This window comes from Myxococcus sp. MxC21-1 (assembly GCF_032612255.1).
In the GTDB taxonomy this organism is placed as follows: domain Bacteria; phylum Myxococcota; class Myxococcia; order Myxococcales; family Myxococcaceae; genus Myxococcus; species Myxococcus virescens.
Genome location: NZ_CP123278.1, coordinates 3,730,850 through 3,756,267 on the forward strand (window position 1 = coordinate 3,730,850; position 25,418 = coordinate 3,756,267).

Annotated in this window: 21 protein-coding genes and 4 pseudogenes; 13 read left to right on the plus strand and 12 right to left on the minus strand. The window is 68.6% G+C overall.

Translation table 11 applies throughout. The annotated features are described in order from the left end of the window. Positions 1 to 8: 8 nt before the first annotated feature. Positions 9 to 794 (minus strand): thiazole synthase, encoded by a 786-nt coding sequence (locus tag QEG98_RS17265; RefSeq protein ID WP_090495046.1) that lies wholly within the window; start codon positions 792 to 794, stop codon positions 9 to 11. A 14-nt stretch (positions 795 to 808) separates the two neighbouring features. Beyond that, positions 809 to 1,009: a sulfur carrier protein ThiS gene (thiS, locus tag QEG98_RS17270; RefSeq protein ID WP_026114303.1), complete on the minus strand. Its 201-nt coding sequence runs from the start codon at positions 1,007 to 1,009 to the stop codon at positions 809 to 811. 222 nt (positions 1,010 to 1,231) lie between these two features. Between thiS and QEG98_RS17275 the strand changes: the two genes are divergently transcribed. The 7 genes from QEG98_RS17275 to QEG98_RS17305 all read left to right on the plus strand — a co-directional run bounded on the left by QEG98_RS17275 (position 1,232) and on the right by QEG98_RS17305 (position 8,305). Next, the gene (locus QEG98_RS17275) at positions 1,232 to 1,738 is read left to right on the plus strand and encodes a hypothetical protein (RefSeq protein ID WP_316567435.1); all 507 of its coding nucleotides are present in this window, start codon (positions 1,232 to 1,234) and stop codon (positions 1,736 to 1,738) included. A gap of 244 nt (positions 1,739 to 1,982) precedes the next feature. Then, complete coding sequence (locus QEG98_RS17280) at positions 1,983 to 2,588, plus strand: hypothetical protein (RefSeq protein WP_316567436.1); 606 nt, start codon at positions 1,983 to 1,985, stop codon at positions 2,586 to 2,588. 214 nt (positions 2,589 to 2,802) lie between these two features. Further along, on the plus strand, positions 2,803 to 3,936 hold the full coding sequence (locus QEG98_RS17285) for a serine/threonine-protein kinase (protein WP_316567437.1): 1,134 nt from the start codon (positions 2,803 to 2,805) through the stop codon (positions 3,934 to 3,936). Between the two features lie 99 nt (positions 3,937 to 4,035). Further along, a complete protein-coding gene (locus QEG98_RS17290; RefSeq protein ID WP_316567438.1) occupies positions 4,036 to 5,040 on the plus strand; it encodes a dipeptidase in 1,005 nt (334 codons plus the stop codon). A gap of 36 nt (positions 5,041 to 5,076) precedes the next feature. Then, on the plus strand, positions 5,077 to 5,454 hold the full coding sequence (locus tag QEG98_RS17295) for a hypothetical protein (protein WP_316567439.1): 378 nt from the start codon (positions 5,077 to 5,079) through the stop codon (positions 5,452 to 5,454). A gap of 185 nt (positions 5,455 to 5,639) precedes the next feature. Continuing rightward, complete coding sequence (locus tag QEG98_RS17300) at positions 5,640 to 7,139, plus strand: hypothetical protein (protein ID WP_316567440.1); 1,500 nt, start codon at positions 5,640 to 5,642, stop codon at positions 7,137 to 7,139. Further along, positions 7,136 to 8,305, plus strand: coding sequence for an ARPP-2 domain-containing protein (locus tag QEG98_RS17305; RefSeq protein ID WP_316567441.1), 1,170 nt, complete (start codon positions 7,136 to 7,138; stop codon positions 8,303 to 8,305). Before QEG98_RS17300 ends, QEG98_RS17305 begins: the two co-directional genes overlap by 4 nt. Positions 8,306 to 8,322: 17 nt before the next feature. Here the strand turns inward: QEG98_RS17305 and QEG98_RS17310 are convergent, their stop codons facing one another. The 5 genes and pseudogenes from QEG98_RS17310 to QEG98_RS17330 all read right to left on the minus strand — a co-directional run bounded on the left by QEG98_RS17310 (position 8,323) and on the right by QEG98_RS17330 (position 10,816). Then, positions 8,323 to 8,637 (minus strand): peroxidase, encoded by a 315-nt coding sequence (locus tag QEG98_RS17310; RefSeq protein ID WP_316567442.1) that lies wholly within the window; start codon positions 8,635 to 8,637, stop codon positions 8,323 to 8,325. A gap of 51 nt (positions 8,638 to 8,688) precedes the next feature. Then, the gene (locus QEG98_RS17315) at positions 8,689 to 8,931 is read right to left on the minus strand and encodes a peroxidase (protein ID WP_216609412.1); all 243 of its coding nucleotides are present in this window, start codon (positions 8,929 to 8,931) and stop codon (positions 8,689 to 8,691) included. Positions 8,932 to 9,016: 85 nt separating this feature from the next. Continuing rightward, positions 9,017 to 9,259: an alpha/beta fold hydrolase gene (locus tag QEG98_RS17320; protein ID WP_316567443.1), complete on the minus strand. Its 243-nt coding sequence runs from the start codon at positions 9,257 to 9,259 to the stop codon at positions 9,017 to 9,019. Further along, positions 9,253 to 9,813 (minus strand): annotated as a pseudogene (locus tag QEG98_RS17325) (alpha/beta fold hydrolase); the annotation flags it as partial. The pseudogene QEG98_RS17325 and the gene QEG98_RS17320, both read right to left, overlap by 7 nt. Before the next feature lie 22 nt (positions 9,814 to 9,835). Then, positions 9,836 to 10,816, minus strand: a complete 981-nt coding sequence (locus QEG98_RS17330; protein WP_316567444.1) for a magnesium transporter CorA family protein — start codon at positions 10,814 to 10,816, stop codon at positions 9,836 to 9,838. A 43-nt stretch (positions 10,817 to 10,859) separates the two neighbouring features. Between QEG98_RS17330 and QEG98_RS17335 the strand changes: the two genes are divergently transcribed. The 3 genes and pseudogenes from QEG98_RS17335 to QEG98_RS17345 all read left to right on the plus strand — a co-directional run bounded on the left by QEG98_RS17335 (position 10,860) and on the right by QEG98_RS17345 (position 14,029). Further along, a complete protein-coding gene (locus tag QEG98_RS17335) occupies positions 10,860 to 11,999 on the plus strand; it encodes a hypothetical protein (protein ID WP_316567445.1) in 1,140 nt (379 codons plus the stop codon). Further along, positions 11,999 to 12,631 (plus strand): annotated as a pseudogene (locus QEG98_RS17340) (HAD hydrolase family protein); the annotation flags it as partial. The gene QEG98_RS17335 and the pseudogene QEG98_RS17340, both read left to right, overlap by 1 nt. 201 nt (positions 12,632 to 12,832) lie before the next feature. Next, positions 12,833 to 14,029, plus strand: coding sequence for a class I SAM-dependent rRNA methyltransferase (locus QEG98_RS17345; protein WP_316567908.1), 1,197 nt, complete (start codon positions 12,833 to 12,835; stop codon positions 14,027 to 14,029). 87 nt (positions 14,030 to 14,116) lie between these two features. Here QEG98_RS17345 and QEG98_RS17350 read toward each other — a convergent pair whose 3' ends face one another. Beyond that, positions 14,117 to 15,067, minus strand: a complete 951-nt coding sequence (locus tag QEG98_RS17350; RefSeq protein WP_011553328.1) for a hypothetical protein — start codon at positions 15,065 to 15,067, stop codon at positions 14,117 to 14,119. Positions 15,068 to 15,229: 162 nt separating this feature from the next. On the opposite strand from QEG98_RS17350, the gene QEG98_RS17355 reads away from it, so the two are divergent. From QEG98_RS17355 to QEG98_RS17365, 3 genes and pseudogenes are all read left to right on the plus strand, one after another. After that, entirely contained in the window at positions 15,230 to 15,862 is a 633-nt protein-coding gene (locus QEG98_RS17355; protein ID WP_316567446.1) for an alpha/beta hydrolase, read from the plus strand. Positions 15,863 to 16,024: 162 nt separating this feature from the next. Further along, positions 16,025 to 17,815: pseudogene (locus tag QEG98_RS17360) on the plus strand (S8 family serine peptidase). Further along, entirely contained in the window at positions 17,812 to 18,027 is a 216-nt protein-coding gene (locus tag QEG98_RS17365; RefSeq protein ID WP_011553331.1) for a DUF5818 domain-containing protein, read from the plus strand. Before QEG98_RS17360 ends, QEG98_RS17365 begins: the two are co-directional and overlap by 4 nt. A gap of 16 nt (positions 18,028 to 18,043) precedes the next feature. Here the strand turns inward: QEG98_RS17365 and QEG98_RS17370 are convergent. The 4 genes and pseudogenes from QEG98_RS17370 to QEG98_RS17385 all read right to left on the minus strand — a co-directional run bounded on the left by QEG98_RS17370 (position 18,044) and on the right by QEG98_RS17385 (position 25,397). Next, positions 18,044 to 19,236, minus strand: a pseudogene (locus tag QEG98_RS17370) (CPBP family intramembrane glutamic endopeptidase). A 98-nt stretch (positions 19,237 to 19,334) separates the two neighbouring features. Next, complete coding sequence (locus QEG98_RS17375; protein ID WP_090495000.1) at positions 19,335 to 21,890, minus strand: 1-acyl-sn-glycerol-3-phosphate acyltransferase; 2,556 nt, start codon at positions 21,888 to 21,890, stop codon at positions 19,335 to 19,337. A gap of 12 nt (positions 21,891 to 21,902) precedes the next feature. Further along, the gene (argS, locus tag QEG98_RS17380) at positions 21,903 to 23,624 is read right to left on the minus strand and encodes an arginine--tRNA ligase (RefSeq protein WP_316567447.1); all 1,722 of its coding nucleotides are present in this window, start codon (positions 23,622 to 23,624) and stop codon (positions 21,903 to 21,905) included. Between the two features lie 75 nt (positions 23,625 to 23,699). Next, positions 23,700 to 25,397, minus strand: coding sequence for a hybrid sensor histidine kinase/response regulator (locus QEG98_RS17385; protein WP_090494996.1), 1,698 nt, complete (start codon positions 25,395 to 25,397; stop codon positions 23,700 to 23,702). Between the last annotated feature and the right edge of the window lie 21 nt (positions 25,398 to 25,418).

Below are 25,418 nucleotides of genomic sequence, written 5' to 3' on the forward strand. Positions count from 1 at the left end.
CCCGGCCGTCAGTGGTGGACGAGCCCGTCAATCGGGCTGGACGCGGAGCCGTAGGCCTTTCGCGGGATGCGGCCCGCCAGGTACGCGTCGCGGCCGGCCTCCACCGCCTTCTTCATGGCCACGGCCATGCGCACCGGGTCCTGCGCGCCGGCGATGGCGGTGTTCATCAGCACCGCCTCCACGCCCAGCTCCATGGCGATGGCCGCGTCGGACGCCGTGCCCACGCCCGCGTCCACGATGACGGGGACCTTCACCGTCTCCAGGATGAGGCGGATGTTGTGCGGATTGCGGATGCCCAGGCCGCTGCCGATGGGCGCCGCCAGCGGCATCACGGCCGCGCAGCCCGCGTCCTCCAGCTTGCGGGCGGTGATGGGGTCGTCGCTGGTGTAGGGCAGCACGGTGAAGCCCTCCTTCACCAGGATGCGGGCCGCCTTCACCGTCTCCTCGACGTCCGGGTAGAGCGTCTTCTCGTCGCCGAGCACCTCGAGCTTCACCCACTTGCTCATGCCCAGCTCCTCGGCGAGCCGGCAGGTGCGGACCGCGTCATCCGCCGTGTAGCAGAGCGCCGTGTTGGGGAGCAGGCGCAGGCGGTTGCGGTCAATCCAGTTCATCAGCGACGCCTCGCCCGTGGCCTTGAGGTCCAGGCGGCGCACGGCCACAGTCACCATCTCCGTGCCGGAGGACTCGTGGCAGCGCTGCATGATGTCGTGGCTGGGATACTTCCCCGTGCCGAGGATGAGCCGGGAGCTGAACGTCACTCCGGCGATGGTGAAAGGCTTGTCCTGGATGCTCATGTGCGGACTCCTGGCTAGCCGCCGCCGACGAATGTGACGATTTCCACGCGGTCTCCCGCCTGGAGGTGGTGTTCGGGGTGGCGGGCGCGGCGCACCACCTCCGCGTTCACTTCCACGGCGACGCCGGGGCCGCCCACTTGAAGCGACTCCAGCAGCGCCGAAAGGGTGGTGCCTTCCGGCACCTCGTGCGTCTCTCCGTTGACCCAGACCTGCATGGCCTCACGGCTCCTTGCGACGACGGGACCTGGGCACGCACTACAAGGGTGACTCCGCGCTGTCAACGCGCTCGCTGACCCGTACGCCCGCTACCGTCACAGGAATACTCGGGGGCAGGCTCGTTCGCTGGACGGCGGGCCGGATGCGGGCAGTGCCTCCCAGGATGACGGGGGCGTGGTGTGACACGGCCGGAGGGAATTGAGATACCGGCCACACGCCCCATGAAGAGACTTCTCGCGAGCGCATCCTTCTCCGTCTGCGTGGCCATGGCGTGCACGCTGGACGCCATCGATTTCACGGGCAAGACGTGTGAGGACGCACGGGATTGCCCGCCGCCGTACGTCTGTGTCGCGGCGAGGCCAGGGGAAGGGCGCACCTGTGAAGTGCTGGGACTGCCGGGAGTGCCGGATGGCGGTGACGCGGGGCCCGTGCCGACGTGGTGCGAGGACATCCAGCCCATCTTGGCGGCGAGCTGCGTGAGTTCGTGCCACGGCGCCGATGCGAGCAACAGCGGCGTGACGTCATTCCGCCTGGACTACTACGCGCCCGAGGATGGAGGTATCCCAGGTGCGCACGCGATGGCGGCGCGAATCCAGGCGCGCGCGTACGTGTTCCAGGACATGCCGCCGCCAGGGAGTCCGGTACCCATGCCGACGGCACAGGAGCGCGAGCGCATCGCGCGGTGGGCGCGAGAAGGCGCGCCGCTGTGCGCGGACGGCGGTCTCTAGCCGTTCTTGCGGCTGGGCCCGGTATCTCCGTTTTCTGCCCTTGTTCCCTGGTAGGGCAGGCAGGCGGCCATGCGTTCCGTGGTCCGCCGTGTGCCCCTAAGGCATCCGTGTGCGCCAGACAACCCCTGTTCAAGGGAGGGGGGAGCACCCAGTTTCTGCCCAACGCCGGGGGAAACGCTCTCTCGGCCGCAAGTGAGTGAGGGGGAAACCTTCTCCCGATTCCACGTGAAAGGAGCAGGAACAAATGCGCAAGCTCATGATGGCGGTCACTGCGGTTGCGGGTATGTCATTGGTCGTCACTGGCTGCAGCAAGCGCGACAACGTCGAGTCGCAGCGCCAGGACGTCGCCGAGGCTCAGGTGGAGGCGCAGCAGGAGACGGCGGAGATTCGTCAGGACGCGCGGGAGGACATCGCCAGCACGCAAATGGAGGCCCAGGAGGACATCGCTGGGACGCAGCGTGAGGCCGCCGAAGAGATCGCCAGCGCGCAGCAGGACGTCCAGGACGAGCGCCAGGACCTGGCCGAGGCCGAGGCTGATCGCCGGACGGACCTGAATGACGACATGGCCCTGGGTGGCTCCGGCGCGGCGGGTGCCACCGCTGCCGCGAGCAGCGTCAGCGGCCGCGTGCTCTCCACTGGCAACGATGAGCTGACCGTGGTCGACACCAGCAACAACAAGCAGCTCGAGCTGAAGACGAACGACCAGACGCGCATCCTGCACAACAACCAGCCGCTGAAGCTGGATGACATCGAAGAGGGTGCCCAGGTCCGCGCCTCGTATGTCCGGGACGGTAAGGACATGGTGGTGCGCGAGCTGACCGTGACGCAGCCGGTGCAGAAGAAGAAGTAGTAGTCAACGCGTCGAGCGCAGCGGGCGGCTCGTTTCCTCACGGACCGCTCAGAGACGGCCTCCGCTTCGGCGGGGGCCGTTTCCTTTTTTCCCTGAATCCGTTCTGGGAGGTTGGAAGGGTGTGTCGGACGTGGGTGGTAGGAGGGATGCGTGAGGTTTTCTCACGCCTTCCCAACCCAGGGGAGGACTTCCTGCTCAGGAGGCATCACCCGAGATGTCCACTCACCCCCCAGAGCCGCCCGCTTCAAAGCCATTCATTCTCTTCACCACCGGGGCCACGGCGTATGAGTTGATCCGCTACCTCGGGGCACGGGGCTCCGGAGAGCTGCTGCTCGCCCGGCGGCACTATGCGGGCGTCCCCGGCGACCTCGTGCTCATCAAACGTTTGCAGGACGTCGGAGACGCGCAGGGTCGCGCGCGCCTGCGCGAAGAGGTCAAGCTGCTGATGCGGCTCAGCCACCCGGCCATCGTGCAGGTGTTCCTGGTGCGGGTGCATGAAGGATTGCCCCACCTGGTCATGGAGCACGTGGACGGAAAGTCCCTGGAGACGCTCATCAGCTACGCGGCCCTGCGGCGCCGGCCCTTCTCGGAAGCGTTCGCCGCCTACGTGGGCGCGGAAGTGGCGGATGCGCTGCACCATGCCCATACGCTGGAAGACGCCCGGGGCCGTCCATTGGGCATCGTCCACCGGGATGTGTCGCCGCGGAGTCTGCGTCTGGACGCGCGGGGCCATGTGAAGCTGTCTGACTTCGCCATGGCCTGGGCGAAGCTGCCGGGGCGCATTGTCACGGAGACCCATGTCGTCCGGGGCGACCTGGCCTACGCCTCACCGGAAGCGCTGGCGCGAATGCCGCTGGACGGACGCGCCGACCTGTTCTCCTTGGGCGTGGTGCTGCTGGAGGTGCTCACCGGCTTGCACCTGTTGGATCTGGAGGACGTGGAGCGGGCCGCGCTTGCCGCGGGGCCGCTGCCTGACGCGGAGGTGCTGCTGGCGGAGGTGCCCAGCTGGCTGCCCGCGCCCTTGATGGCCGCGCGCATGGCGTGTCTGGCTCCGGCGCATGTGGAACGCGCCACCCAGGGATTGTCCCCGGCCATGCGGGCCATCCTCGGCCGGCTTTTGCGCCGGGATCCCTCAGAGCGCTTCCAGTCCGGGCAGGAACTGGCGGACGCCCTGCGCGCCGTGTTGGCCGGTCAGGGGTACGCCTACGGACCGACCGAAGCCATGCGGGAGGCCACCCAGGTCCGCCGCGACGCCCGCTGCCGCCGCCAGATGGCGGATGTGCTGCGCTGGGAGGACTCCGTACGTCCAGAGGCCCCGCCGCGCACGACATCCGGGTCGGGGTCTTGAGTGACGGCGGGGGCACAGGGGGCGGGGCAGGGACCTTGAGTGAGCACCGGGACGCGGGTGGTGCTTGTTTCGCGCACGCGGGTGGGCAGACTTGCGCGCATGGGTGACGTGAAAGAGTTCCACCAGCGGTGGTGCATCGCGGACGGCCATGCGGATTCCCTCATGTGGAACCGCGACCTGTGTGAACGCTCTGAAGAGGGGCATGTGGACTTCCCCCGCCTGCGGGAGGCGGGGGTGAAGCTCCAGTGCTTCACCATCGTCACCCGGGGCTTCCCCTTCATCGGAGGCTTCCCGGTGTTCGCAGCGTGGCGTGGGTGGCCCCGCGAGGCCCGGGCGAGCGAGTGGACCCGGGCGCTCTGGCAGATTGATCAGATGGCGTCCTTCTGTGCGCGCTCCGGGGATGCCGCCCGCATCACCACGACCGGCGCCATGCTGGAGGACAACCTCGCGCAGGGGCGGCTGTCCGCGGTGCTGGGCGTGGAAGGGGGGCACGCCATCGAAGGCCAGGTGGCGCGTCTGTCGGAGCTTCACCAGCGTGGGGTGCGCTTCATGGGCCTCACCCACCTGTCCAACAACGACCTGGGCGGCTCTTCCTTTCCGATGATGGGCAACCGGGGCCTCACACCGCTGGGCCGGGATGTCATGGAGGAGATGGCCCGGCTGGGCATGAGCGTGGATGTGGCGCACGCCTCGGAGTCCACCCTCAAGGATCTCTTCACCCACCCCTCGGTCCGGTTCTTCTGCTCGCACACGGGCGTTCGCGCGGCGGGCGGCGGCTGGCGCAACCTCTCCGACGAATCCCTGCGCTTCATCGCAGACCGGGGCGGGGTGGTGGGCATCATCTTCGCCCCCGTCTATCTGGGCGGTGACACCGTGGATGACGTGGTTCGGCACATCGAGCACGCCGTGGACGTCATGGGGGAGGGCGGGGTGGGGTTGGGCTCCGACTACGACGGAATGGTGCCGCTTCCCCGTGGCATGAAGGATGTCACCGGGTTGCCTTTGCTCACCGAGGCGCTGTTGCGCCGCCATCCACCGTCCTGGGTGGAACGCGTCATGGGTGGAAACTTCCGTCGTTTCTTCCAGGAGACACTGGGTGGTTGACCGGCGGCGGGACGCTCGAAATATTGGCTGGTGCCCATGAACCGCTCACTTCTCGCACTCGTCCCGTTGGTTGGCTCTCTGCTCCTCGCTGGTTGTGGCCCGAGCGCGGGAGGCGACTGCGACGGAGGCGGCTTCGTCTGTCAGGAGCGGGTGCTGGCGCTCGAGTGCCGGGGCGGCACTTGGCGTGAGCTGCCCTGCCGGGGTCCTCTGGGCTGCAGTGAAACGTCGGAGGCCGTGCGGTGTGATACGTCCAACAACGTCGCGGGAGACGCCTGTGCCTCCAGCGCCGAGGGCACGGGACTGTGCCGCGCGGACGGCCAGGCCGTGTTGGAGTGCCGCCAGGGCGTGTTGACGGAGACGGCGACCTGTTCCGCCTGCACGGTGGAAAATAGCCAGGTGACGTGCCAGCCCTGAGGTTGGCGCTGGCCGGGGTGTCAGGTCCCTCGCCTCGAATCGTGTGGTAGCCTCGGCGCGCCGCTCGCGGGACTCCGATGCGACTTCCGATTCAAGCCTTTGGAGCCTGACCCGCGGTCGTTTCACTCTTCCCCGAGCGGCGCTTCCTTTCCCAAGCCCGGGTGCCCGGGGAGGACGTGCACACGATGGCCGCACTGGCGGAAGCCCGAGTCGAGCAGGTCGCCCGCGAAGACCTGGTGATGTTCGTCAACGCCTGCTTCTCCTGCACGGGGCAGCGGGAGTTCTACGGCGACGCGCGCGGCCAGTCCGTCTCCATCGAGTTCCTGCACCAGTACATCCTGGGGAACTACCGCCGGCTGTATGCACGGACGCTCGCGGCGGGCATCAACCACTTCAATCAAGCGCAGATCATCCTCAACCTGCTCGCCAGTGGCAGCCCAGCGGATGCCCGGGACAAGGCGGAGGAGGGCGCGCTCATTGCCGCCGCGCTGCGCGCCCTGCCGCCCCAGCGGGCCTTCCGAGTCCTGGAGTCCCTGCGCGGCCGGCGCATCAACAACCGCCGGGCGCGTGCGATTGCTCGGGACTTCGTGCACGGTCGCGCCAACCTGGCCTTCGACGCCGTGAAGTACCGTTCCAAGCTGCGCGCTGCCGTGTCCCACGGACACCTGAAGCTGGAGGGAGAGCTGGGGCCGTTCCTCTTCCGAGGCTGGAAGAAGCGCTCCTTCACCCAGCCCTTGCTGGAGACCTTTCGCCGCGCGCACTACACCCACGAGGCCCTGTACGAGCTGCCGTACACGGTGGCGGAGGGCCTGGCGGTGAAGCACGGCATCTCCCGCGAGGTGTTCCTCCGGCGCATCGAGCCGCGCCTCACGGCGGCGGAGCGCCTGCGCCTGCAAGAATCCGCGGCGCGTGAGCGCGGGACGCCGCCCCCGGTGGACCTGGGGCGGGCATCCCTGACGAAGCTGGCGCTGTATGTCCTGGCCCTGTCGCCGGACGTTCGCCGGGAGCGCCACGCGGAGCTGCACGCCGCGCTGGCGCAAGCCGCGGCCCGCGTCCTGCGCAGGGCCCCGTCGCCGTTGCAGCGGGTGGCCGCGATTCTGGACAACAGCTATTCGTCGTCCGGGTCGCTGGAGAAGCGCCGCCGTCCGCTCGGTGTGGCACTGGCCACGCACTACCTGCTGTCCGCTGCCGCCCGGGAGTACCGCGCGTGGTGGACGTGCCCTGTGGAGGAGCCGCTGCTCGTCAGTGCGCGAGGGCAGACGGACATCGCCACGCCGTTGTTGGAGGCGTTGGCCTGGGGCGCCGACCTGGTGGTCATCGTCTCCGACGGCTACGACAATGACCCGCCCAAGGCGGTGGCCGAGCTGACGCGCGTATTCCGCTCGAAGCTCGACCCGGAGCGCCACACGGCGTTGGTCCACGTCAATCCGGTGTTCGATTCGGAGGGGTATGCCCCCCGTTCTTTCGGTGCGGCCGTGCCCACGGTGGGGGTCAGGGACGCGGAGGACGTGCCCACGGTGCTGGGCTTCGCGCGCTTCGCGGAGGGGGTGGCGTCGCTCTCCGAGCTGGAGGCCTACCTCGCGTCGCGCGTGGGCGCGATGTTGCAGCGAGACGCTGGGGGCTCGCAGGGCCATGACGAGGGGCGCCGTCAGGATGCGCCGCCGGCGGAGGAGGGCGAATCATGACGGACGCACGGCTCATTCAACGGCTGGAGCCCGCGGGCTTGCGGTTGGCTCAGTCTCAGGTCTGGGGCGGCATCCGGCTGGTGCCAGTCTTGAGGGACGAGGTGCGTGGCGACCTCCGCATGACCTTGCGGACGTACGATGACGTGGCCGCGGTCGTCTCGGTGAAGGGTGGGCTGAAAGAGCCTGGCCTCAAGTACATCTCGTATGTTCCTCACGGCCTGGTCATGACGTGGGGAAACCGCCAGGCGGAAGCCGTCTATGGAACGCAGTTGCAACCCGAGGACGGGAAGCGCCTGAAGGCGGGCCCCTTCTCCATCCGGCTGCTGCACCGGATGGTGCACCGTGAAGACCGCCGCCAGCTTCGGATGCTCCCGTTGCATTTGGCGATGGAGGGCTTCCTGTCCTTGCAGTTCGGTGGGCCAGAGACTGCCTGGGCCGAGTATTCACGCGAGGGCCTCTCGCGAGGCCTGGACCCTCGCTCCGAGAGCTCGGTCCCTGGGTGGGCTTCGCCCATGCTGGATGGGGCGCTGCGCACCTTCGAAATCCATCCGCAGCAGGTGGGCCTGCTGCTGTTCAAGGCGGACGTGTTGCTGTCGGCCTTCGTCGTCGCGCACCCGGATGACTACCGCGCGCTCCACAGGACATTGGTGGAGGACTTCTATGGCGACCTGCTGCTCCAGTATGGATTCCTGGGGGACGCGCCCGAACTGGGGCTCACCCTGGATGACGCTCGGGTATCCAGCTTGGAGGACTTGCGCAACGAGGTACACCGCATGCGCCAGGACTGGGCCGACTTCCACGGTTTCATGGCCGGGAGCCTCTTCGGTGCCAGCGTGTCGTCCACCCGTGTCTACAAGGCGGGCGGTTTTCTCCTCCAGCGCTTCCACACCTCGCTGGACCCGGCAGAGGAGAACCACATCGGCGAGGCCATCGTCGGTACGGACGGCACCCTGGAGTACCTCAAGACGTATCGCTTGTCGGCGGCACAGACGCGCCGGGCTTACCTGCTGTCACAGCTTGCCCAGTGCGACTGGCATCTGGAGGACACGGCGGAGCGTTTGCGCACCACGGTCAGCGACCTGTCCCTCCGCCTGCGAAACGCCGGATTCGGCTATCTCCTCAAGGACTCCGTCCTCGAAGCCGCCCAGCGGAAGCATCGCCGCTGAGCGCTCGCGCGGCGGTGTTACTCCTCGGGCTTCGCGGGTGGCGGCGGCGCATAGCCTGTGGCGGCCATCCGCTTCCCGCTGCGCTGATACATCTCCGCGGGCATGTCCTGCACGCCGGTGCCGTCAATCCATCGATTGTAGAAGTTGAAGAGCGCGCACACCGTCACGGTGTCGAAGAGGGCTTCGTCTGTCCACCCGGCGTCCTTCAAGTGTGCGATGTCCTCCCGTCCCACCTGCGCCGCACGGTGGTTGAGGGTGTCCACGAAGGCAAAGAGGGCCTTCTCGGCCTCGGAGATGGGGGCTGTCGCCACGTCCTCCAGGACCGCTTTCACCAGGTCGGGATTGCCCAGCAGTTCCGCCGCGACCGCGGCGTGAGAGCCCGTTCAAAACAAGCATTGGTTGCCGCGCGACGTGTACGCGGCAATCAGCTCTCTCAGTCCGGGCGACAGCGGGGAAGGGCCCCGCATGACTTCATGGGTGAAGCGGGACAGGGCCTCGCCCAATCGCGGCTTGTACGCGAACAGGTGCCAGATTTGCGGGACGGGAGAGCCTACCTCTCGGGCCATGCGAATCAGCCGGCCGTAGTGGCCATCGGATTCGCGGTCCTCGACGTCCTTCAGATGCATGCGGTCCACGGCACCCTCGGCGGCAGCGGACTGGAATGTCCAGCCCGCATGCTCGCATGGGCCACGGCGTGCCACCAGTCTGCACTCAGGCGCTGGGCCCCTGAAGCGACGTCAGGAAGGCATCCAGCACGGCGTTGACCCGCTCGGGCTGTTCCTGGTTGGCCAGGTGCCCCGCATCCGGAATGACCTCCAGCTTCGCTCCGGAGATGAGTCCGGCGATTTCCTTCGCCTTGGCCAGCGGCGTGAGGGCGTCGTGCTCGCCCACGATGACGAGTGCCGGGCCCGCGTACCGCGCCAGCATGTCCTTGCTGTCCGGACGCAGGGCCATGCCGCGCAGCGCGGCCGCGACGCTCGCGGGGAGGCCGCGCGCATCAGTGCCGCCACTTCCTGGGCCACCGGTGAGTCCGGTTCCGCGGCCACCATCTTGGGAAGCATGGCCTGGATGATGGGTTCCACGCCGACCTCCAGCGCCTGTGCCGCGGAGGTCTCCCGGCGCGCCTTGCCCTCCGCGTCGTCCGCGGTGGCCTGCGTATCCATCAACACCAGCCCGCTGACGCGCCCCGCGTCCTCGCGCAGCAGGGCCATGGCGGCGTAGCCCCCCATGGACACTCCACCCACCACCACGGTGTCCAGATTCAGCGCGTCCAGCAGCGACAGCGCGTCACGCGCGATGCGGGACATCTCCGTGGGGCCTTCGCCCAACGCGCTCTCACCGAAGCCTCGGATGTCCGGGATGATGAAGCGGTAGCGCCCCGACAGCGCCTTCACCTGTTTGTCGAAGGTGCTGCCATTCAGCGGAAACGCATGCAGCAGCAGCACGGGGGGGCCCTTGCCCTCGTCCCGGTAGTGCAGGGGGACGCCATCCACGGTGACGGTCAGCATGTTTCCTCTCCTCGCGGAACTGTCAGAGCCACTCTTTGTGCTTGAACCAGAAGACCATCCCCACCGGCAGCCCGAGAATCGACGCCCACATCAGGTACCAGGCGCCGTTCGTGTAGAGCCGGTCGAAGTTCTGCCCGAAGAAGCCGACGATGCAGGACAGCGGCAGGAAGATGGTGGCGAAGATGGTGAGCTGCTTGGAGATATCGTTCGTTTTGTTCGCCACCATGGACAGGTAGCCGTCAATCGCGTTGCCAATGATGTCGCGCCCGGTATCAATCTGCTCGTACAGGCGCACCAGATGGTCGTACACGTCGCGGAAGTAGAGCGTCGTCTTCTCGTGGACATGGGGAATGCCTCTCCGGGACAGCAGGCCCACCACGTCGCGCTGGGGCGACAGCACCCGCCGGAGCGTCACCAGCATCCGCTTCAAGGCGAAGATGCGTTGCAGGTGGGACTTCTCGGGCTTCTCGAAGATGGCGACCTCCAGGTCCTCGAGCTCGTCGCTGAACGCGTCGAGGATGGGGAACTGTGCGTCCACCAGCGTGTCCGCCAGCATGTAGAAGACGAAGTCGGTCCCGCGGATGAGCGTCGCCTGCGGGTCGTCCTTCACGCGGCGCATCACCGTGTCGTGGCCCGCGAAGGGGAGCTCGTGGACGCTGATGAGCCAGTCCTTCGCCAGGAAGTAGTGGTGCTCGTGCAACGTCACCTCGCAGATGTCCTTGCCCGTGACGGTGAATCCCTGGAGGACGACGAACAGGTGGTTGGGGTATTCCTCCAGCTTGGGTCGCTGGTCCAGGTGGAGGCAGTCCTCCACGGCCAGCTTGTGCAGACCGAATTGGGCGGCCAGCCGGGCCAACACCTCCTCGGTCGGATGAAGGACGTCGATCCACTTCCGGCCTTCCTCGCCCAGCAGCTCTTCACCACCGGTGAGAAGTTGACCGTCCTTCACAAGACAGACCTGAATCATCCCGTAGCGCTCCCAAGCCAGCGGCATGGCCCGCATGCGAGTGCTAGAACTCCCCCGCGCGGAAGTCGAGCGCTAGAGTGTGACACCCGTGTCCGAAGCCGCTGAGACCCCCCAGGCCTCGCTGTCCCCGAGGCTCGAAGAAATCCTCCAGTCCCATCCGGATCCGGCGTTCGCCGGCCGCCTGCGCAAGGTGTACGTCGCCACCGCGCACGCCATCTCCCGGCTGAGCGACCTCGACCTGGTGCGGTACGAAACGCCCGTCGTGGATTCCTCGCCGGACCTCTCCTTGTGGGAAGAGATGGCGCCCGTCATCCGTGACACGGTGATAGACGTCAACGGCCTGCTGAACGTCATCCGGGAAGAGTTCCCCGTGCCGTCCCCGGGCGGCGCGAGCACGCAGGCCCCCGTCGGCATCCTCCAGGAGGCGATGAGCCAGATTGCCCAGGGCATCACCCAACTGGGCGAGGCCATGCGCAACCCGTCGGTGATGAGCGACCGGTGGACGCTGCTGGCGGAAGTGCAGCGCATCCGCGCCCGGTTCCGCGAGCAAATGAGCAACCTGGTGTTCGAGTCGGCGAGCCTCCTGGGCGAGGCAACGCGGGCCCAGGTGGTGCCGGGCTACGCGGCGGAGGTGAAGGCCGCGGTAACGGTCCGCGCCATCACCGCCGACCTGGGCCGCATCCTCACCGCGCGCCTGAAGAAGGTCCGCGATGCGGAGGCGCAGGACGTGCAGTGGAATGCCCAGCAGCTCCAGACGGAAATGGACGCCTTCGGGCGCACGGCCGCCTACCGGAATCTGCGCGCGCAGGACAAGCGGCACATCGTGGAGATGCGCGCCGAGGTCGGCCGCCTGGCCATCCTCCCGAGCCCCTCCTGCGCGGAGTTGGTGACGGTGGTGGAGGCCCTGGACACCTTCGTCCAAGGCCTGTCCGCGGTGAACCAGCGGCAGTTGCTCATCATCCATGACCGGGAGGTGTGGGCGTCGTGCGGTGTCCGGCTGGAGCGCGCCATGTCACTGGTGGGCTCTGACCCCGTGGGCGCGGCCCGGGCCCTGGCCGAGGCGGCCGGCAGCGGCCAGTCCCTCTACGGGCGCGCGACGGAGCTGGACGCCTTCTTGCGCAAGGCGCGCAAACTCCAGGTGGGCCAGCTCTCGCCCGATGAGCTGCGGTCCACCATCGTCACCTTCCAGGGACTGCTCGCTGGTCTGGACGTGATGTGATGAAGGCGCTCTTGAAGGCGCGAGTCCCGCGCCCGCTTCGCGAGGCCGACCTGTCCCGCGTGGAGGGCGTCTTCACCGACGTGGATGGCACGCTGACCACGGGCCACAAGCTGCGCTCGGACACGGTGCGGGCGCTGGAGCGCCTCGCGTCCGCGGGCCTGCGCGTGGTGCTGGTGAGTGGCCGCCCGGCGGGCTGGGGAGAGGCCTGGGCACGGCAGCTCCCCGTGGACGGCGTCATCGTGGAGAACGGTGGCCTGTTCTTCCTGAAGGGCGCGCATGGCCGGCTGCGGAAGGTCTACGCGGAGGCGCCGGCGGAGCGGGTGGCGAACCGGCGGCGGCTCCAGTCCGAGGTGGCCCGGGTGCTCAATCTGGTGCCCGGTGCGCGGCTGTCCATGGACAGCGCGTACACGGAAGTGGACCTGGCGGTGGACTACAACGAGGAGGCCCGCCTGGGGGACGCGGGGGCGGACCGCATCGAGTCCCTGCTGGTGGCGCGAGGCGTGACGGCCGTGCGCTCGTCGATTCACATCAACTGCTGGCTGGGCCGCTTCGACAAGCTGAGCGCCACGCGGCGCTTCGCGCGGACGGCGTGGGGCGAACGGCTGGACCCGCGTGACGGCCGTTATGTATACGCGGGGGATTCTTTCAACGACGCCCCGATGTTCGCCGCCTTTGGACTGGGCGTCGGCGTGGCCAACGTGCGGGCCGTTCTGGACCGCATCGAGGCGCCACCTGCTTTCATCACCCGGGCGCCCGAGGGGCGGGGCTTCGAGGAACTGGCTCGCGCCATCCTGGCCCGGAGGGCCGCGGCGCGGCCCGTGAGGAGTGACACCGTGAATGTCGTGAAGCTGGAGCTGGCGCGTGGACTGGGGCGCCACCTGCGCGCGGGGCACCCGTGGGTGTTCCGCAAGGCGCTGGAGCACGTGCCGAAGATTCCGGCCGGCAGCGTGGTGGACCTGACGGAGAACGGGAAGTTCGTGGCGCGCGGGTATTACGACCCGCACTCGGCCATCGCCGTGCGGGTGCTCACGCGCGACTCGCGTGACACCGTGGATGCGGGCTTCATCACCCGGCGGGTGCGTCAGGCCCTGACCGAGCGCACGGCTCTCATCGACCTTACCGACACGGACAGCTACCGCCTGATTCATGGCGAGGGCGACGGCCTGCCGGGCGTGGTGGTGGACCTGTACGCGGGCTGGGCGGTGATGAAGCTGTACTCCGCGGGCCTCACGCCGTACCGGCCGCTCCTCATCGAGGCGCTGAAGGCGGGCGTGCCCGGGCTCAAGGGCATCATCGGCCGTGATGAGGTCGGCCGCGACGACGTCGACGAGGACGAGGGACGCGGCTCCGGGAAGATGCTCTACGGCCACGAGGCCCCAGAGCTGATTCCCATCCGCGAGCGCGGAGCCACCTTCCTGGTGGACGCCTGGAAGGGGCAGAAGACGGGGTTCTTCCTGGATCAGCGGGAGAACCGTTACCTCATCCGGCGGCTGGGCAAGGGCCGCGACGTGCTCAACTGCTTCAGCTTCAGCGGCGGCTTCTCCGTTAACGCGGCGTTGGGCGGGGCCAACAGCGTCTTCTCCGTGGATCAGGACCCGGACGCCATCGCGCTGGCTCGGGAGAACTTCACGCGCAATGGCATCGCCGCGGAGAAGCACGACTTCCTGGCGGCGGACGTCTTCAAGATCATCCAGTCCTTCAAGGACGAGGGCCGCACCTTCGACCTCATCATCCTGGACCCGCCCGCCTTCGCGAAGAGCCAGCGCGCGGTGCAGGCGGCCATTGACGGGTACGCCTCCCTCAACCGGCAGGCACTGGCCATCCTCCGGCCGGGTGGGCTGCTGGCGACGGCGTCGTGCTCGGCGCGCGTGAGCCCGGACGACTTCATGGGCGCGGTGCGCGAGGCGGGGTTCAAGGCGGGCGTTGACCTGGCGCTCGTCGAGGAGCGCTATCAGCCGCCGGACCACCCGGTGCGCTTGCAGTTCCCGGAGGGGAAGTACCTCAAGTTCTACGTGCTGCAGTCCGTGTAGCCCGCCGCGAATCGCGGGTTGAAACGCAAGAGGCCACGAGGTTCATCACCTCGTGGCCTCCGCTGTCTCCCGTTAGGGGAGGGTGACTCAGAAGTTGCCGGCGCGGCCCTCTTCGAACGGGACGCGGTGGTTCAGGTACGTCTCCGTCAGCGAGTGGGCGCCGCTGAACATGCCCTTCTCGGAGAAGTGGTGGACCTGTGCGCCCTTGCCAGCGTCGCGGAACAGGTCGCCCGGCGTCCATCCCTTGCTGCCCTGGCCGAAGATGACAGGCACGGCGTCCTTGTTGTTGACGTAGTGCACGTAGTTGGGGCCGTCCGGGTAGGTGGTCGCCGCCGCGCCGAAGGTCTCCACGTTGACGCGGCTGAGCAGCTGCTCCACCTGCGCCTTGGACATCCCATCTTCGATGCGCAGCCGGTTGCCGACATCCTTCAGCGCGCGCGAGGTGATGAGGCCGCCGTGGCTGTAGCCCATCAGGTGGATGTCACGGCCCGCCTTCAGCTCGGAGTAGACGATGTCCGACAGCGAGTCGACCGCGGGGTTCTTGCCCTTGTTCAGCTTGTCCTTCGCGGCCTGGATGACGTCGGCGAGCATTCCGGACGTGGCGTTGTGCACGCCGATGGCGCGCATGCCGGTGCTGTTCGCGAGGGCCTGCAGCTCGCGCGCCTGGCCGTCCTTGTTGGTGCTGATGCCGTTGACGTAGACGACCGTCGCCGTGGCGTTCGGGTTGTTCGCCGGAACGAAGGCGGGGACCTGGTTGAGCGGCGTATTCGGTTCGAACGTCTGACCGCCGGCGCCCACCAGCTTGCCGTCGAAGACCTTGTCCTTGGAGCCCGCGGGCGCGGTGAAGACGCCACCCACCGCGCGCGTCTGCGCGGAGCGGCTGTCGAAGCCATCCACCACGACGCCGCGCTGAGCGGCGCCACCCGTCACGGGAGGCTGCACGGTGTTGGTGGCGGTCGAGCCACTTCCACGAACGCGGTCGGCGGTGCTGCGGGAGGTCTGCGCGATGCTGTTCCGTCCGCGCTGGATGGTGCTCATGGGGTGGGGGGCTCCTGCGGAATCTGGGGGTGTTTCCCCATTGTCCTCGAATCCAGCAGGAAGTTTCCGGTTGGAGAAGATTCGACGTGAAATCGCGTGTGGGCTCTTGTCGGATGGTGCGTGTGCGCGGCCGCGCGAGGGGAGAGGGGTTTATGGTGGGGCATGGTTCAGAAAGGTCAGTTCCTCGAACGCGCGACGCTGGTGCCGGTGGGGTCGGAGGTCATGGAGGGCACCACGCACCGGGGAAGCCGGGCGCCGCCGCTGCTCGTGATTCCGCCCCGGCCGGACGAAGGGGGCGGCATGGACCACGTCATCGCGGCGGAGCTCGTCTGGGCGGCGGCGAACGCGGGCTTTCCGACGCTGCGGTTCAATCACCGGGGCGTGGGGGCCAGCCAGGGCAAGCGGGGGCGGGACTTGGAGCTGCTGGCGGACGCGGAGGCCGCCATGCAGATGCTGCTGGAGAACGCGGGGGCCAACGCGCTGGCGGTGGCGTCACTCCACGGGGGCGCGCAGGTGGCCCTGGCGCTCCAGGCGAAGCACCGCGCCGTGGGAGGCCTGTGTCTGGTGGCCCCGGCCCTGGTGGCGCCGGAAGTCCTGTCCCGGGTGACGTGCCCGCTCCTGGTGGTACAGGGGGAGGAGGACACCCGGCTGCCGCGGGCCGCCGTCTCCGCCGCTGTCGCTCGGACGGGAGGCGACTTGGAGGTCATCGACGATGCCGGGCCTACCTTCCAGCGGAACCTTCCTCAGGTCGGCCGAGCTGTCGCGGCCTGGCTGCGGCGGCTCTCCGGCGGATGACCGTCGTATCGCAAACCATCGTACTTCTTCACGTTTCTCCTCCTTGCCGCCCTTGCACGCAGGGAGAGGGGACATCCAGACTGTCGGTGCAGACCCAATCGTTGTGACGTTCGTTCGTAGGGGTCTTCCAGACGCGTGTTTCGTTTCTCAAGGAGTGGCCTGATGCGGAAGGTGCGATGGACCCTGGGTGGCGCGGCGCTGGCCCTGACGCTGACGGCCGCCTGTGCGTCCGCTTCTCGTGAGCAGGACACGCCTCCCCCCGCGAACCTGCGGGCGCTCGATGCGCGGGACGTGGTGGCGGGCGCCATCGTCGTGGACTTCAAGGACGGCACGACAAAGGCGGAGTTCGACGCCTGGGAGGCCGACTGGGGCGTCGACCTGGAGCTCAACTCCGTGGAGAGCGCCGACGAGGCCCTCACGGTGGCGGTGGGCGTGGATGACGTGGACGGGGTGCTCGAGCGCATCCGCCAGCACCCGGCCGTGGAGGCCGCCGAGCCGATGATGGAGGTCCGCGCCAGTTTCACGCCGAACGACCCGCACTTCGCGCAGCAGTGGAACCTGCGGATGATCGACATGCCCAAGGCCTGGGAGCGCAACCGGGGCAAGGGCGTGGTGGTGGCGGTGCTGGACACCGGCATCGCGTACGAGGACCACGGCGACTTCAAGCAGGCGCCGGACCTCCAGGGCGTGAAGTTCGTGAAGGGCTTCGACTTCGTCAACGACGACGCGCACGCCAACGACGACCACGGGCACGGCACGCACGTGGCGGGCACCATCGCCCAGGCCACCAACAATGGCGAAGGCGTGGCGGGAGTGGCCTTCGAGGCGACGCTGATGCCCGTCAAGGTGCTCAACCACTTCGGTGGCGGGAACACGGCGGACATCGCGGACGCCATCCGCTTCGCGGCGGACAAGGGGGCGAACGTCATCAACCTGTCCCTGGGCGGCGGGGCGTACTCGCAGGTGATGGCCAGCGCGGTGGAGTACGCGCGCAAGAAGGGCGTCACCGTGGTGGCCGCGGCCGGCAACGGCGGGCGTGCGACGGTGGAGTTCCCCGCGGCGTACCCGGGCGCAGTGGCGGTGTCGGCCGTGGGGCCGGACGGTGTGCTGGCGCCGTACTCCTCCTACGGCAAGGAGTTGGACATCGCCGCGCCGGGCGGTGACAAGCGCCGGGGCGACCAGGGGGCATCCTCCAGAACACCCTCGACCCGCGCGACGTCTCGCGCTTCGTCTACGCGTCCTACCAGGGCACCAGCATGGCCACGCCGCACGTCGCGGCGGTGGCGGCGATGCTCTACGCGGCCGGCGCCAAGGGACCGGACGAGGTGGAGCAGGCCCTCTACGCGGGCGCGAAGAAGTCTGCGGACCAGGCGTGGAGCGAGCAGTACGGCCACGGCCTGCTCAACGCCGAGGCGTCGCTCGCGTCGCTGCGCGGCGGCGGCTTGGCGCAGTGGCCGCCGCTGTACTGGGCGCTGGCGCTGCTGGCGTTCGTGCTGCTGACGCTGCGAGGCCGTGCGCGGCCGGGCTACCTCAACGTGCTGGTGCGGCCCGCCTTCCTCATCCCGTTGTTGCTCTCGACGGTGGGCGCCTTCTTCCTGCGCGGTTGGTTCGGGGGCGCTGAGGGGGCCGCGGGAGACGTGGTGCAGGTGGCGTCGCTGCCCCTGCCGGACTGGGAGCGCATCATCTTCGGCCGGGGCCGGACGGTGAACCCGCTGTTCTACAGCGCGCTCATCCCGCTGCTCCTGTCGCTGCCGGCCATCAAGTGGCGGGGGCTGCGGTCGGCCATGGGGGCCGGCGCTCGGCTTCGCGGGCTTCCTGGCCTACACGGCCTGGGCCGGAGCGCCGGCGTTGGCGTGGCTGCCCTTCGCGTTCCTCGCCAAGCCCTGGCTGGGCTTCAACACCGTCATCTGCCTCGTCATCGCCCGCGCGATGCTCCAGAAGGAGGACGCATGAAGCTCACGGGCCGCGTCGTCTTCCGTGACATCGAAACGGGCGTCTGGGTGCTGGAGGGCGACGACGGCACCACGTACCAGCTCGCTGGCGGGGACCGGAAGCTGAAGAAGGACGGTCAGCGCATCGAAGCCGAAGGCCGCGTGGACGGGGACACGCTCACCAGCGCCATGGTGGGTCCCATCTTCCACGTCAGCACGTACCGCTTCGTCTGAAGCGGCACGGCGCGGGTCAGGGCTTCAGCCCTGGCCCGGTTTGGATGCGGTGCGCGCGAATCTGCCGCTCCCGCTCCTCGTAGTAGGCCTCCATGGGCAGCTCCCCTCGCCGCGCCGAGGCGCGGAGCGCGCTCAGCGCCTTTCGCTCCGCATGCAGCGCGGGGGCCTGGGGGACTCCAGCGTCGGCAGCGGGTGCTGCGCGTCGTAGAAGTTGAGGGCCAACCCTCGCGAGTCCACGGCCACCAGCAGGCCCAGTGACACCGTGGCCCCCACCACCCAGGGAAGCATCAGTCGCACCAGGGACGGCGTGGGGCCGGGCTCCTTGGCTTCCTCGTCGCTGGCGCGTGCGCCGGGACCCCAGACGCCAGGCTGCCGCCGCGCGTAGGTGAGCAGGGCGCTCACGCCCGCCCAGCCCGCCGCGGCGAGCACGAGCACCAGGCGGGGGTCTGTCGCTTCAGACGTCGCTTCGGAGGCATCCGTGCCCAGTGCCTTGGCGGACAGGAAGAGCACCGAGGACACCAGGTTGTTGGCCGCGTGGGCGCCAATGGCGGGCCACAGCGAGCCGGTCCGCAGGTAGAGCCACCCGAAGAGCAGGCCCAGCTCCGTGCGAGCCAGGAAGCCCACCGGGTCCAGGTGGAAGGCGCTGAACACCACGGCGGAGATGACCAGGGGCGCGGTGGTGGGCGCGGGTGCCGGTGGGGTGAGGCCTCGCTGGAAGATGCCGCGGAAGAAGAACTCCTCGCAGAAGGGCGCGGCCACCGACACACCCGTGAGGATGATGGCCAGCTCCAGCGGTGTCTGATCCGCGAACAGCTTCGAGCTGTCGAACATCCGCGTCAGCCACTCCGGCGCCACCGACTGGGCCAGGAACTGGATGGGGACCACCAACGCGAAGAAGTTCGCCACGCCCAGGAGGAAGCCGAAGACGGTGGCCGCTCGCGGGGCTGGCCGCAGCCCCGTGTAGAGGACAGGGCGCCAGCCCGCGTTGCGCAGCATCACCCAGCCCAGGCCCAGGAACACGACCAGTTCGGTGAACCAGATGCCGAAGGCTGGGTTCGCGAGCTGGACGGTGCCGCCCACGAGGATGAACGCGCCGAGTGCAAACGCGGCGCTCACCACCGCGAGCCATTTGGGGCTCGTGCTGAAGCGGGTGCCAGAGGGCGGCCCTGGTGGAGGGGGCGCAACATCGCTGGGGGGGGCGTCTTCCAACGGGCTTTCTCCTATTCCTCTCGTGTTCGAACCTTGATGTCCTTCAGCCTGGCTCGAACCGTGCGGAGGCGGGCGCGGACGGGGCCAAGGAGGGCCGCTCAGCCGCGCTTCAGGTACCCACGGATGTCGTCCACGAGCTGTGTGCGGGCCTGCTGCTCGGTGGCGGCGGGGCCCAGCGTCAGCTTCTTGTCGGCCTCGATGAGCAGCTTCTGGTCCAGGAGGAACGCCACCGCGTTCTCCAGCGTCACCTTGGCCAGGGACTCGGAGGCGGTGATGCGGCCGGCGTGGTACTCCGCGCGGCCCGTTTCCAGGGCCATCTTCACGAAGGACTTCCGGTCCTCCGCGGCGCCGGTGGCCACGTCCTGGAGCGTCAGGGCCGCCAGCAGGTAGGCCTCCAGGTAGTCGCGCAGCATGTCGGCCAGGAACTCCAGGTCCGGACGCGCGTGGGCCTCGGGGGCCACGCGGAGCGTCTCGTTCTCCTCGAGCACCAGGCCCATGCGCTCCAGCCGCTCCACCGTCTCCGCGAAGATGGAGTCGAACGTGGTGCCCACCCGGTAGATGAACTCCACCTTGAAGAGGCGGGACAGGAACAGCGCGCGCTCCTTCACGGTGTCGTAGGGCGCGGGGCTGCCGCTGGCCAGCATGGCGTTGGCCACGAGGCTCCGGGAGGCCACCAGGTTCATCAGCGTGTTCTTGTAGAAGGACAGCTCCGGGCGGCGTGCCTCCTCCACCTGGTAGATGACCTCGCCACGCGCTTCCTGGGTGCGCACCATCTCGTCGGAGATGAACGTGCGCATGGCGTCCTGGATGGGGCCCATCGTCTCCGGGTTGCTGGGGGCGTTGCGCATCTCCACCGACTGCGGCGAGCCCTCCTCCACGGCGATGCGGCGCAGGATGTTGATGCGGTCCGCCATCTCCCGCTGCGTCAGGCCGCGGCGCCGGTGCGAGAGCAGGGCGGTGCTGACCAGCGCGTGCGGCGTCACCGTGGACACCTTGCTGATGCCGTACATCACCCGGTTGCCCAGCGCGCGGACGAGCCCCTTCTTCTGCTCGTCCGACACCGGTTCGTCCGGGTTGATGCCACGCGCCTGCATGAACGCGCGCAGGGAGATGGGCTCATCGAAGCCCAGGTGGATGCGGCCGTACCTCGCCGCCAGCACCTTGGGCGTGCTCAAGAGCGCCTTGAGATCCTCGGGCTTCTTCTCTCCGCCAGCCAGCTCCTTCGAGTAGCTGCTGGACTCGACGACCTTCTCGTAGTCGATGGCCACCGGCACGAAGATGAGGTCATCGCGCGCGCCCTCCAGCACGGACTCCACCTGCCAGGTGAACATGCCCAGCTTGGGCAACAGCAGCTTGCCCGTGCGCGAACGGCCGCCTTCCGGGAAGAACTCCTGGTGGATGCCGTCGTGCACCAGCTTGCGCACGTAGGCCTTGAAGGACGCGGCGTAGACCTTGTCGCCCTTGAAGGAGCGCCGGAGGAAGAACGCGCCACAGCGGCGGAAGAACGTGCCCAGGGGCCAGAAGGAGAGGTTGGCGCCCGCGGCCACCAGGGGCACCGCGTAGCCCCGGTTCCACAGCACCCAGCTCATCACCAGGTAGTCGACATGGCTCTTGTGGCTGGGGCACAGGACGATGGGCGCGTGGCTCGCGGCCTTGAGCGCGCGGTGGAGGCCGGCCTCGTCCACGTGCATGCCGTCGTAGATGCGGTTGAACACCCACTCCAGCACGGGGGAGGTGAATGCCAGCGCGGTGGGGCTGGGCTTGGCGGCGATGGCCTCCAGGTTGCGGCGAGCCTCGCGCAGGACGCTCTCCGGCTTGCGCCCGGATTCCGCCGCGCACTCCTCCACCACCTTGCGCAGGGACCTGTCGCGCAGCGTCTCCTCGATGACACGCGAGGCGGGCTTCACCGGCGGACCGAACACGGCCCGCGTTTCGCGCGCGAGGTGGACGTGGAGACTGCTACGCGCCTTGCGGGCGAGCAGTTCGTCCGAGTCGCGAGGGTTCTCCGCGACGAAGCGCTGCAGGTCGATGGGCTCGCCCACGCGGAACTGCGCGCGCTTGTAGTTGCGGAAGAAGGCCAGCATCGAGTGCAGGAATCCCGGTGCCTCGGGGCTGCCGAACACCACGTCCACCCAGTTGGGCTTCAGGCGCGCGGGGCGCTTCTCCCAGACGAACAACTCCGGCACCAGGTACACGGGCTTGTCGGACTGGCGGGCCATGGCCACCAGGGCGGGGAAGGGGTCCTCGCGCGTCTCCTTCCCGGACGGACGGAGCAGGGCGGTGCGGCGCAGGAAGACCAGACCGCTGCCCCCCGTCTGCCGGGCGTGCTCGAAGCGCTGCGTGAAGTCACCGCTCTGTTTCGCCTGTCGCCAGGGTCTGGTGAACCATGGCCGCAGGTTCACCACGGCGCGCACGGGCGGCAGCGCCCGGCGCACCATGGCCCACGTCAGGTAGAGGAAGTTCACCCAGGCGGTGGTGCGCATGACGTGCACCACGAAGCCCTTGGCGTGCAGGTTCCGGAGCTCTGTTTCCGCTTCCGGCGGGAAGTGCACGCTCTCCAGGTAGCGCGTTCCCAGCGCCCGGCCCATGGGGCCGAATTCGTCCTTCAGTGTGGACGTCCCCTGATTCGCAGTCGGTGACAGCGCGGTCTCCAAGAATGCTCCCGGCTACATGTTGTCGGGCGTGGGAATGCCCAGCAGCGTCAGTCCCGCGGCCAGAGTAACCCGGGCGGCGTCGATGAGGGCGAGTCGCGCGGAACGCAGCGCGTCATTGCCTTCGACGTTGATGCGCTTGTCGCGCTCCTGGTTGCCCAGCGTGTAGTAGCGGCTGAGCGCCGAGGCCACGTCGAGCAGCAGTCTCGCCACGAGGCTGGGCTCGTACTGCTCCGCCGCGTCACGGACCACCTCGGGCAGGCGCATGATTTCGCGCAGCAGGGCCTGCTCCTCGGGGAGCGTCAGCAGGGCCGCGTCGTAGCGGGCCGGCGCGCCACCGCCCTTGCGCAGCACGTTGACGGCGCGCGCGTGGGCGTACTGGAGATAGGGGCCGGTGTGGCCCTCGAAGCTGAGCACCTCGTCCCAGTCGAAGGTGTAGTCGCTGGCGCGCTTGTGCTTGAGGTCGCCGAAGGCAATGGCGCCCAGGGCGATCTGCTCGGAGAGGGCGTCCGCGTCATCCGTCTGGATGCGGCCGGCCTCCACGTTCTCCCGCACCTTGACGGAGACGCGCTCGCGCGCCTCGTCCAGCACGTCGTTGAGCTGGACCACCTGGCCCTTGCGCGTGCTCATGCCGTGGATGCGGCCGAACGCGACGTGGACGGCGCGGTCCGCCCAGGGCAGGTCCATCTCCTTCAGCGTGCGGAACACCTGCCGGAAGTGCAGCGCCTGGTCCTGCGCGACGACGTAGAGCGACTTGTCGAACTGGAAGCGCTCATACCTGTCTTGCGCGGCGGCCAGGTCACGCGTGGCGTACAGCGTGCTGCCGTCGTTCTTCTTCAGCAGGATGGGCGGCTCGTTCTCTGCGTAGGGCAGGTCGACGATGAGCGCGCCCTGCGACTCCTTCACGCCGGGCTTCTTCGCAATCTGGTCGATGACCGCGTCCATTTTCCCCTGGTAGCGGCTCTCTCCCTCGATGTGCTCGAACTCGATGCCCATTCGCGCGTAGATCTTCTTGAAGCCCTTGATGCTGGTGTCCCGGAACTGGTTCCAGAGCTTGAGGGCCTCGGCGTCACCGGCCTCCATGCGGCGGAAGAAGGCGCGGGCCTTCTCGTCGAACTCGGGCTCGGCCTCGGCGCGCTTGTTGGCCTTGACGTACACCTCCACCAGGTGGCCCATGTCGTCGATGCGGGCCGGGTCGCCGTACTCCTGGAAGCCCACGGCCACCAGGCCGAACTGTTTGCCCCAGTCGCCCAGGTAGTTGATGCCTTCCACCCGCCAGCCCAGCGCCCGGTAGATGTTGGCGATGCAGTGGCCGAGGAACGTCGTGCGGATGTGGTGGAAGCCAATGGGCTTGGCGATGTTCGGCGACGAGTAGTCGATGGCCACCGTCTTGCCGCGGCCCGCGTCCTCGTCACCGCCGTAGCGGATGCCCGCGCCTCGCGCGGCGTCGATGACCTCCGCCGTGAAGGGCAGGGTGGGGAAGCGCGCGTTGACGTACGGACCCACGGCCTTGATTTCCAGCCCGGGGACGCTGAGCGACTGCGCCAGCCTGGCGGCGATGGCGGGCGGGGCCTTCTTCTGGGCCTTGGCGAGAGGGAAGGTGGCGAAGCTGAGGTCGCCGTGCGCCGGCTCGGCGGGCTTGACCTGGGCTTCGATGTCGGCGGCCGGTACGCCCAGGGCAGTGGCAAGAGCCTGGGCGAAGGCGGCGCGGTAACGGGAGTAGACGGATGTGCTCATGGGACCGCGGGGATACTAGACAAACCGAGGTGGCTTCCGGCCACCTCTTGTTCGCGCCCGCGGCGAATCCCCCAATCAAGGCACGGCGGGGGCTCGCCGGCTGGGCCGGACCACCGCGGAGACGGTGTCCAGCAGCTTGGGCAGGTTGAGGGGCTTTTCGAAGAAGCCGTCGATGCGCTCCAGCCCCTGGCCCGAGGTGAGTGACGCCACCTCGGTGGCTCCGGAGATGATGTACACGACGATGTCCGCCAGCGACTCGTTGCCACGGATGTAGCGGAGCACCGACTGCCCATCTTCCTCGCTCAGCCGCAGGTCGAGCAGGACCATGGCTGGCCGGATGTGGGAGAGAATGGACCGTGCCTCGGATGCGCCCGACGTGGCCATCACCCGGTAGCCCTCCTGCTCCAGCACCTGCTGCAGCACCTCGCGGCAGTCGGCGTCGTCCTCCACCAGCAGGATGCCGCCGCTCTTGGGCGCCGCCTGGGTCATCTCCGGCGCGCTGACGGCGCCGGCGAACATCGGGAGCACCATCTGGAACGTGCTGCCCTCGCCCAGGACACTGGCGCTCTCCATGCGTCCGCCGTGGAGGGCGACAATCTTCCCCACCAGGGGCAACCCGAGCCCCGCACCGGGCGGCCGGGGCATGCCCGGGGTGGCGCGGTAGAAGGCGTCGAAGACGTGCTCCAGGGCCTCGCTGGACATGCCCGGACCGCTGTCCTTCACGGTCAGCATCGCCAGGCCGTCCTCGGCGGAGACGCGCACCTCGACGGTGTCGTCCGCCTCGCTGTGGTGGATGCCGTTCTCCACGAGGTTGTGGATGGCCTCGGCGATGCGCTCGCGGTCGCCGCGGACGAACACCTCGGGGCAGGGGGGAATCACCACGCGCACCTTGCAGTGCTCCGCGAGCGCCCCCAGTGAGCGCACCACTTCCTCCGCCACGGCCTTGAGGCCGAAGGGACGCTGATTGAGCTGCATCTTCCCGGACTGGAGCCGGGACATGAGCAGCAGGTCGTTCACCATGCGCAGCATCCGGTCCGAGTTCCGGTCGCAGATCTGCACCGCGCGGCGCTGGGCATCCGTGAGGGGCCCCAGCTTCTCGCGGCCCATCATCGCCAGGTAGGACTTGATGGTGGTGAGTGGGTTCTTCAAGTCATGGGAGACGTTGCCCAGCAGCTCCTCGCGGTTCTGCTCCAGGCTCTTGAGGCCAGCGATGGCCGTCTGCAGGTCCTTGTTGCGGCGGGCGCTGTCGTCACGCAGGCGAGCCACCTCGTAGGCGGCGGTGAGCTGCGCGGCCAGTGACTGCAGCAGCGTGTCGGACGGCTCGCGCCGGGAGCCCAGCACCACCAGGACGCCGCCAACGCCCTGCGGGCCCTCGAGTGGCACGGCGACCGTGTCCCCATCACGCAGCAGCGCCTTCTGGGAGAAGGCCCGGCCCACCACGCCCTCACCGGGGACGGCGGCGGTGACGCGGTCGTCGTAGCGGCCTCGCACGTGCTCGACGTGGAGCTGCTCCCGGGATGGGAAGTAGCGCGCCACGTAGCAGACCTTCGGCTTGAGGAGCGTGTGGATGGTCTGCAGGTGGGAGCGGAGCGCTTCGGTGGGCCCCGCGTTGTCCGTCAGGTGCCGAGACATCTCCAGCAGGGCGCGGTGAGCAACATCCGCATCCACCGAGGGGAGCGGCTTCGCGGGCCGCTTCGGAGTCTTCTTGGCCGCCTTCGCAACCGGACGCAGCGGTACGACTTCCGCCAGCGTCCCCTTCTTCTTTGAGCGCACGGGGTGAATCCTTGCTCAAGT

Bases quoted from the DNA above. Each gene is read 5' to 3' on its own strand.
- QEG98_RS17285 (WP_316567437.1), top strand. From the start codon at position 2,803: ATGTCCACTCACCCCCCAGAGCCGCCCGCTTCAAAGCCATTCATTCTC.
- QEG98_RS17305 (WP_316567441.1), top strand. From the start codon at position 7,136: ATGACGGACGCACGGCTCATTCAACGGCTGGAGCCCGCGGGCTTGCGG.
- argS (WP_316567447.1), bottom strand. From the start codon at position 23,624: ATGAGCACATCCGTCTACTCCCGTTACCGCGCCGCCTTCGCCCAGGCT.
- QEG98_RS17300 (WP_316567440.1), top strand. From the start codon at position 5,640: ATGGCCGCACTGGCGGAAGCCCGAGTCGAGCAGGTCGCCCGCGAAGAC.
- QEG98_RS17365 (WP_011553331.1), top strand. From the start codon at position 17,812: ATGAAGCTCACGGGCCGCGTCGTCTTCCGTGACATCGAAACGGGCGTC.
- QEG98_RS17315 (WP_216609412.1), bottom strand. From the start codon at position 8,931: ATGCATCTGAAGGACGTCGAGGACCGCGAATCCGATGGCCACTACGGC.
- thiS (WP_026114303.1), bottom strand. From the start codon at position 1,009: ATGCAGGTCTGGGTCAACGGAGAGACGCACGAGGTGCCGGAAGGCACC.
- QEG98_RS17265 (WP_090495046.1), bottom strand. From the start codon at position 794: ATGAGCATCCAGGACAAGCCTTTCACCATCGCCGGAGTGACGTTCAGC.
- QEG98_RS17330 (WP_316567444.1), bottom strand. From the start codon at position 10,816: ATGCGGGCCATGCCGCTGGCTTGGGAGCGCTACGGGATGATTCAGGTC.
- QEG98_RS17280 (WP_316567436.1), top strand. From the start codon at position 1,983: ATGCGCAAGCTCATGATGGCGGTCACTGCGGTTGCGGGTATGTCATTG.
- QEG98_RS17355 (WP_316567446.1), top strand. From the start codon at position 15,230: ATGGTTCAGAAAGGTCAGTTCCTCGAACGCGCGACGCTGGTGCCGGTG.
- QEG98_RS17350 (WP_011553328.1), bottom strand. From the start codon at position 15,067: ATGAGCACCATCCAGCGCGGACGGAACAGCATCGCGCAGACCTCCCGC.
- QEG98_RS17295 (WP_316567439.1), top strand. From the start codon at position 5,077: ATGAACCGCTCACTTCTCGCACTCGTCCCGTTGGTTGGCTCTCTGCTC.
- QEG98_RS17290 (WP_316567438.1), top strand. From the start codon at position 4,036: ATGGGTGACGTGAAAGAGTTCCACCAGCGGTGGTGCATCGCGGACGGC.
- QEG98_RS17320 (WP_316567443.1), bottom strand. From the start codon at position 9,259: ATGGCCCTGCGTCCGGACAGCAAGGACATGCTGGCGCGGTACGCGGGC.
- QEG98_RS17275 (WP_316567435.1), top strand. From the start codon at position 1,232: ATGAAGAGACTTCTCGCGAGCGCATCCTTCTCCGTCTGCGTGGCCATG.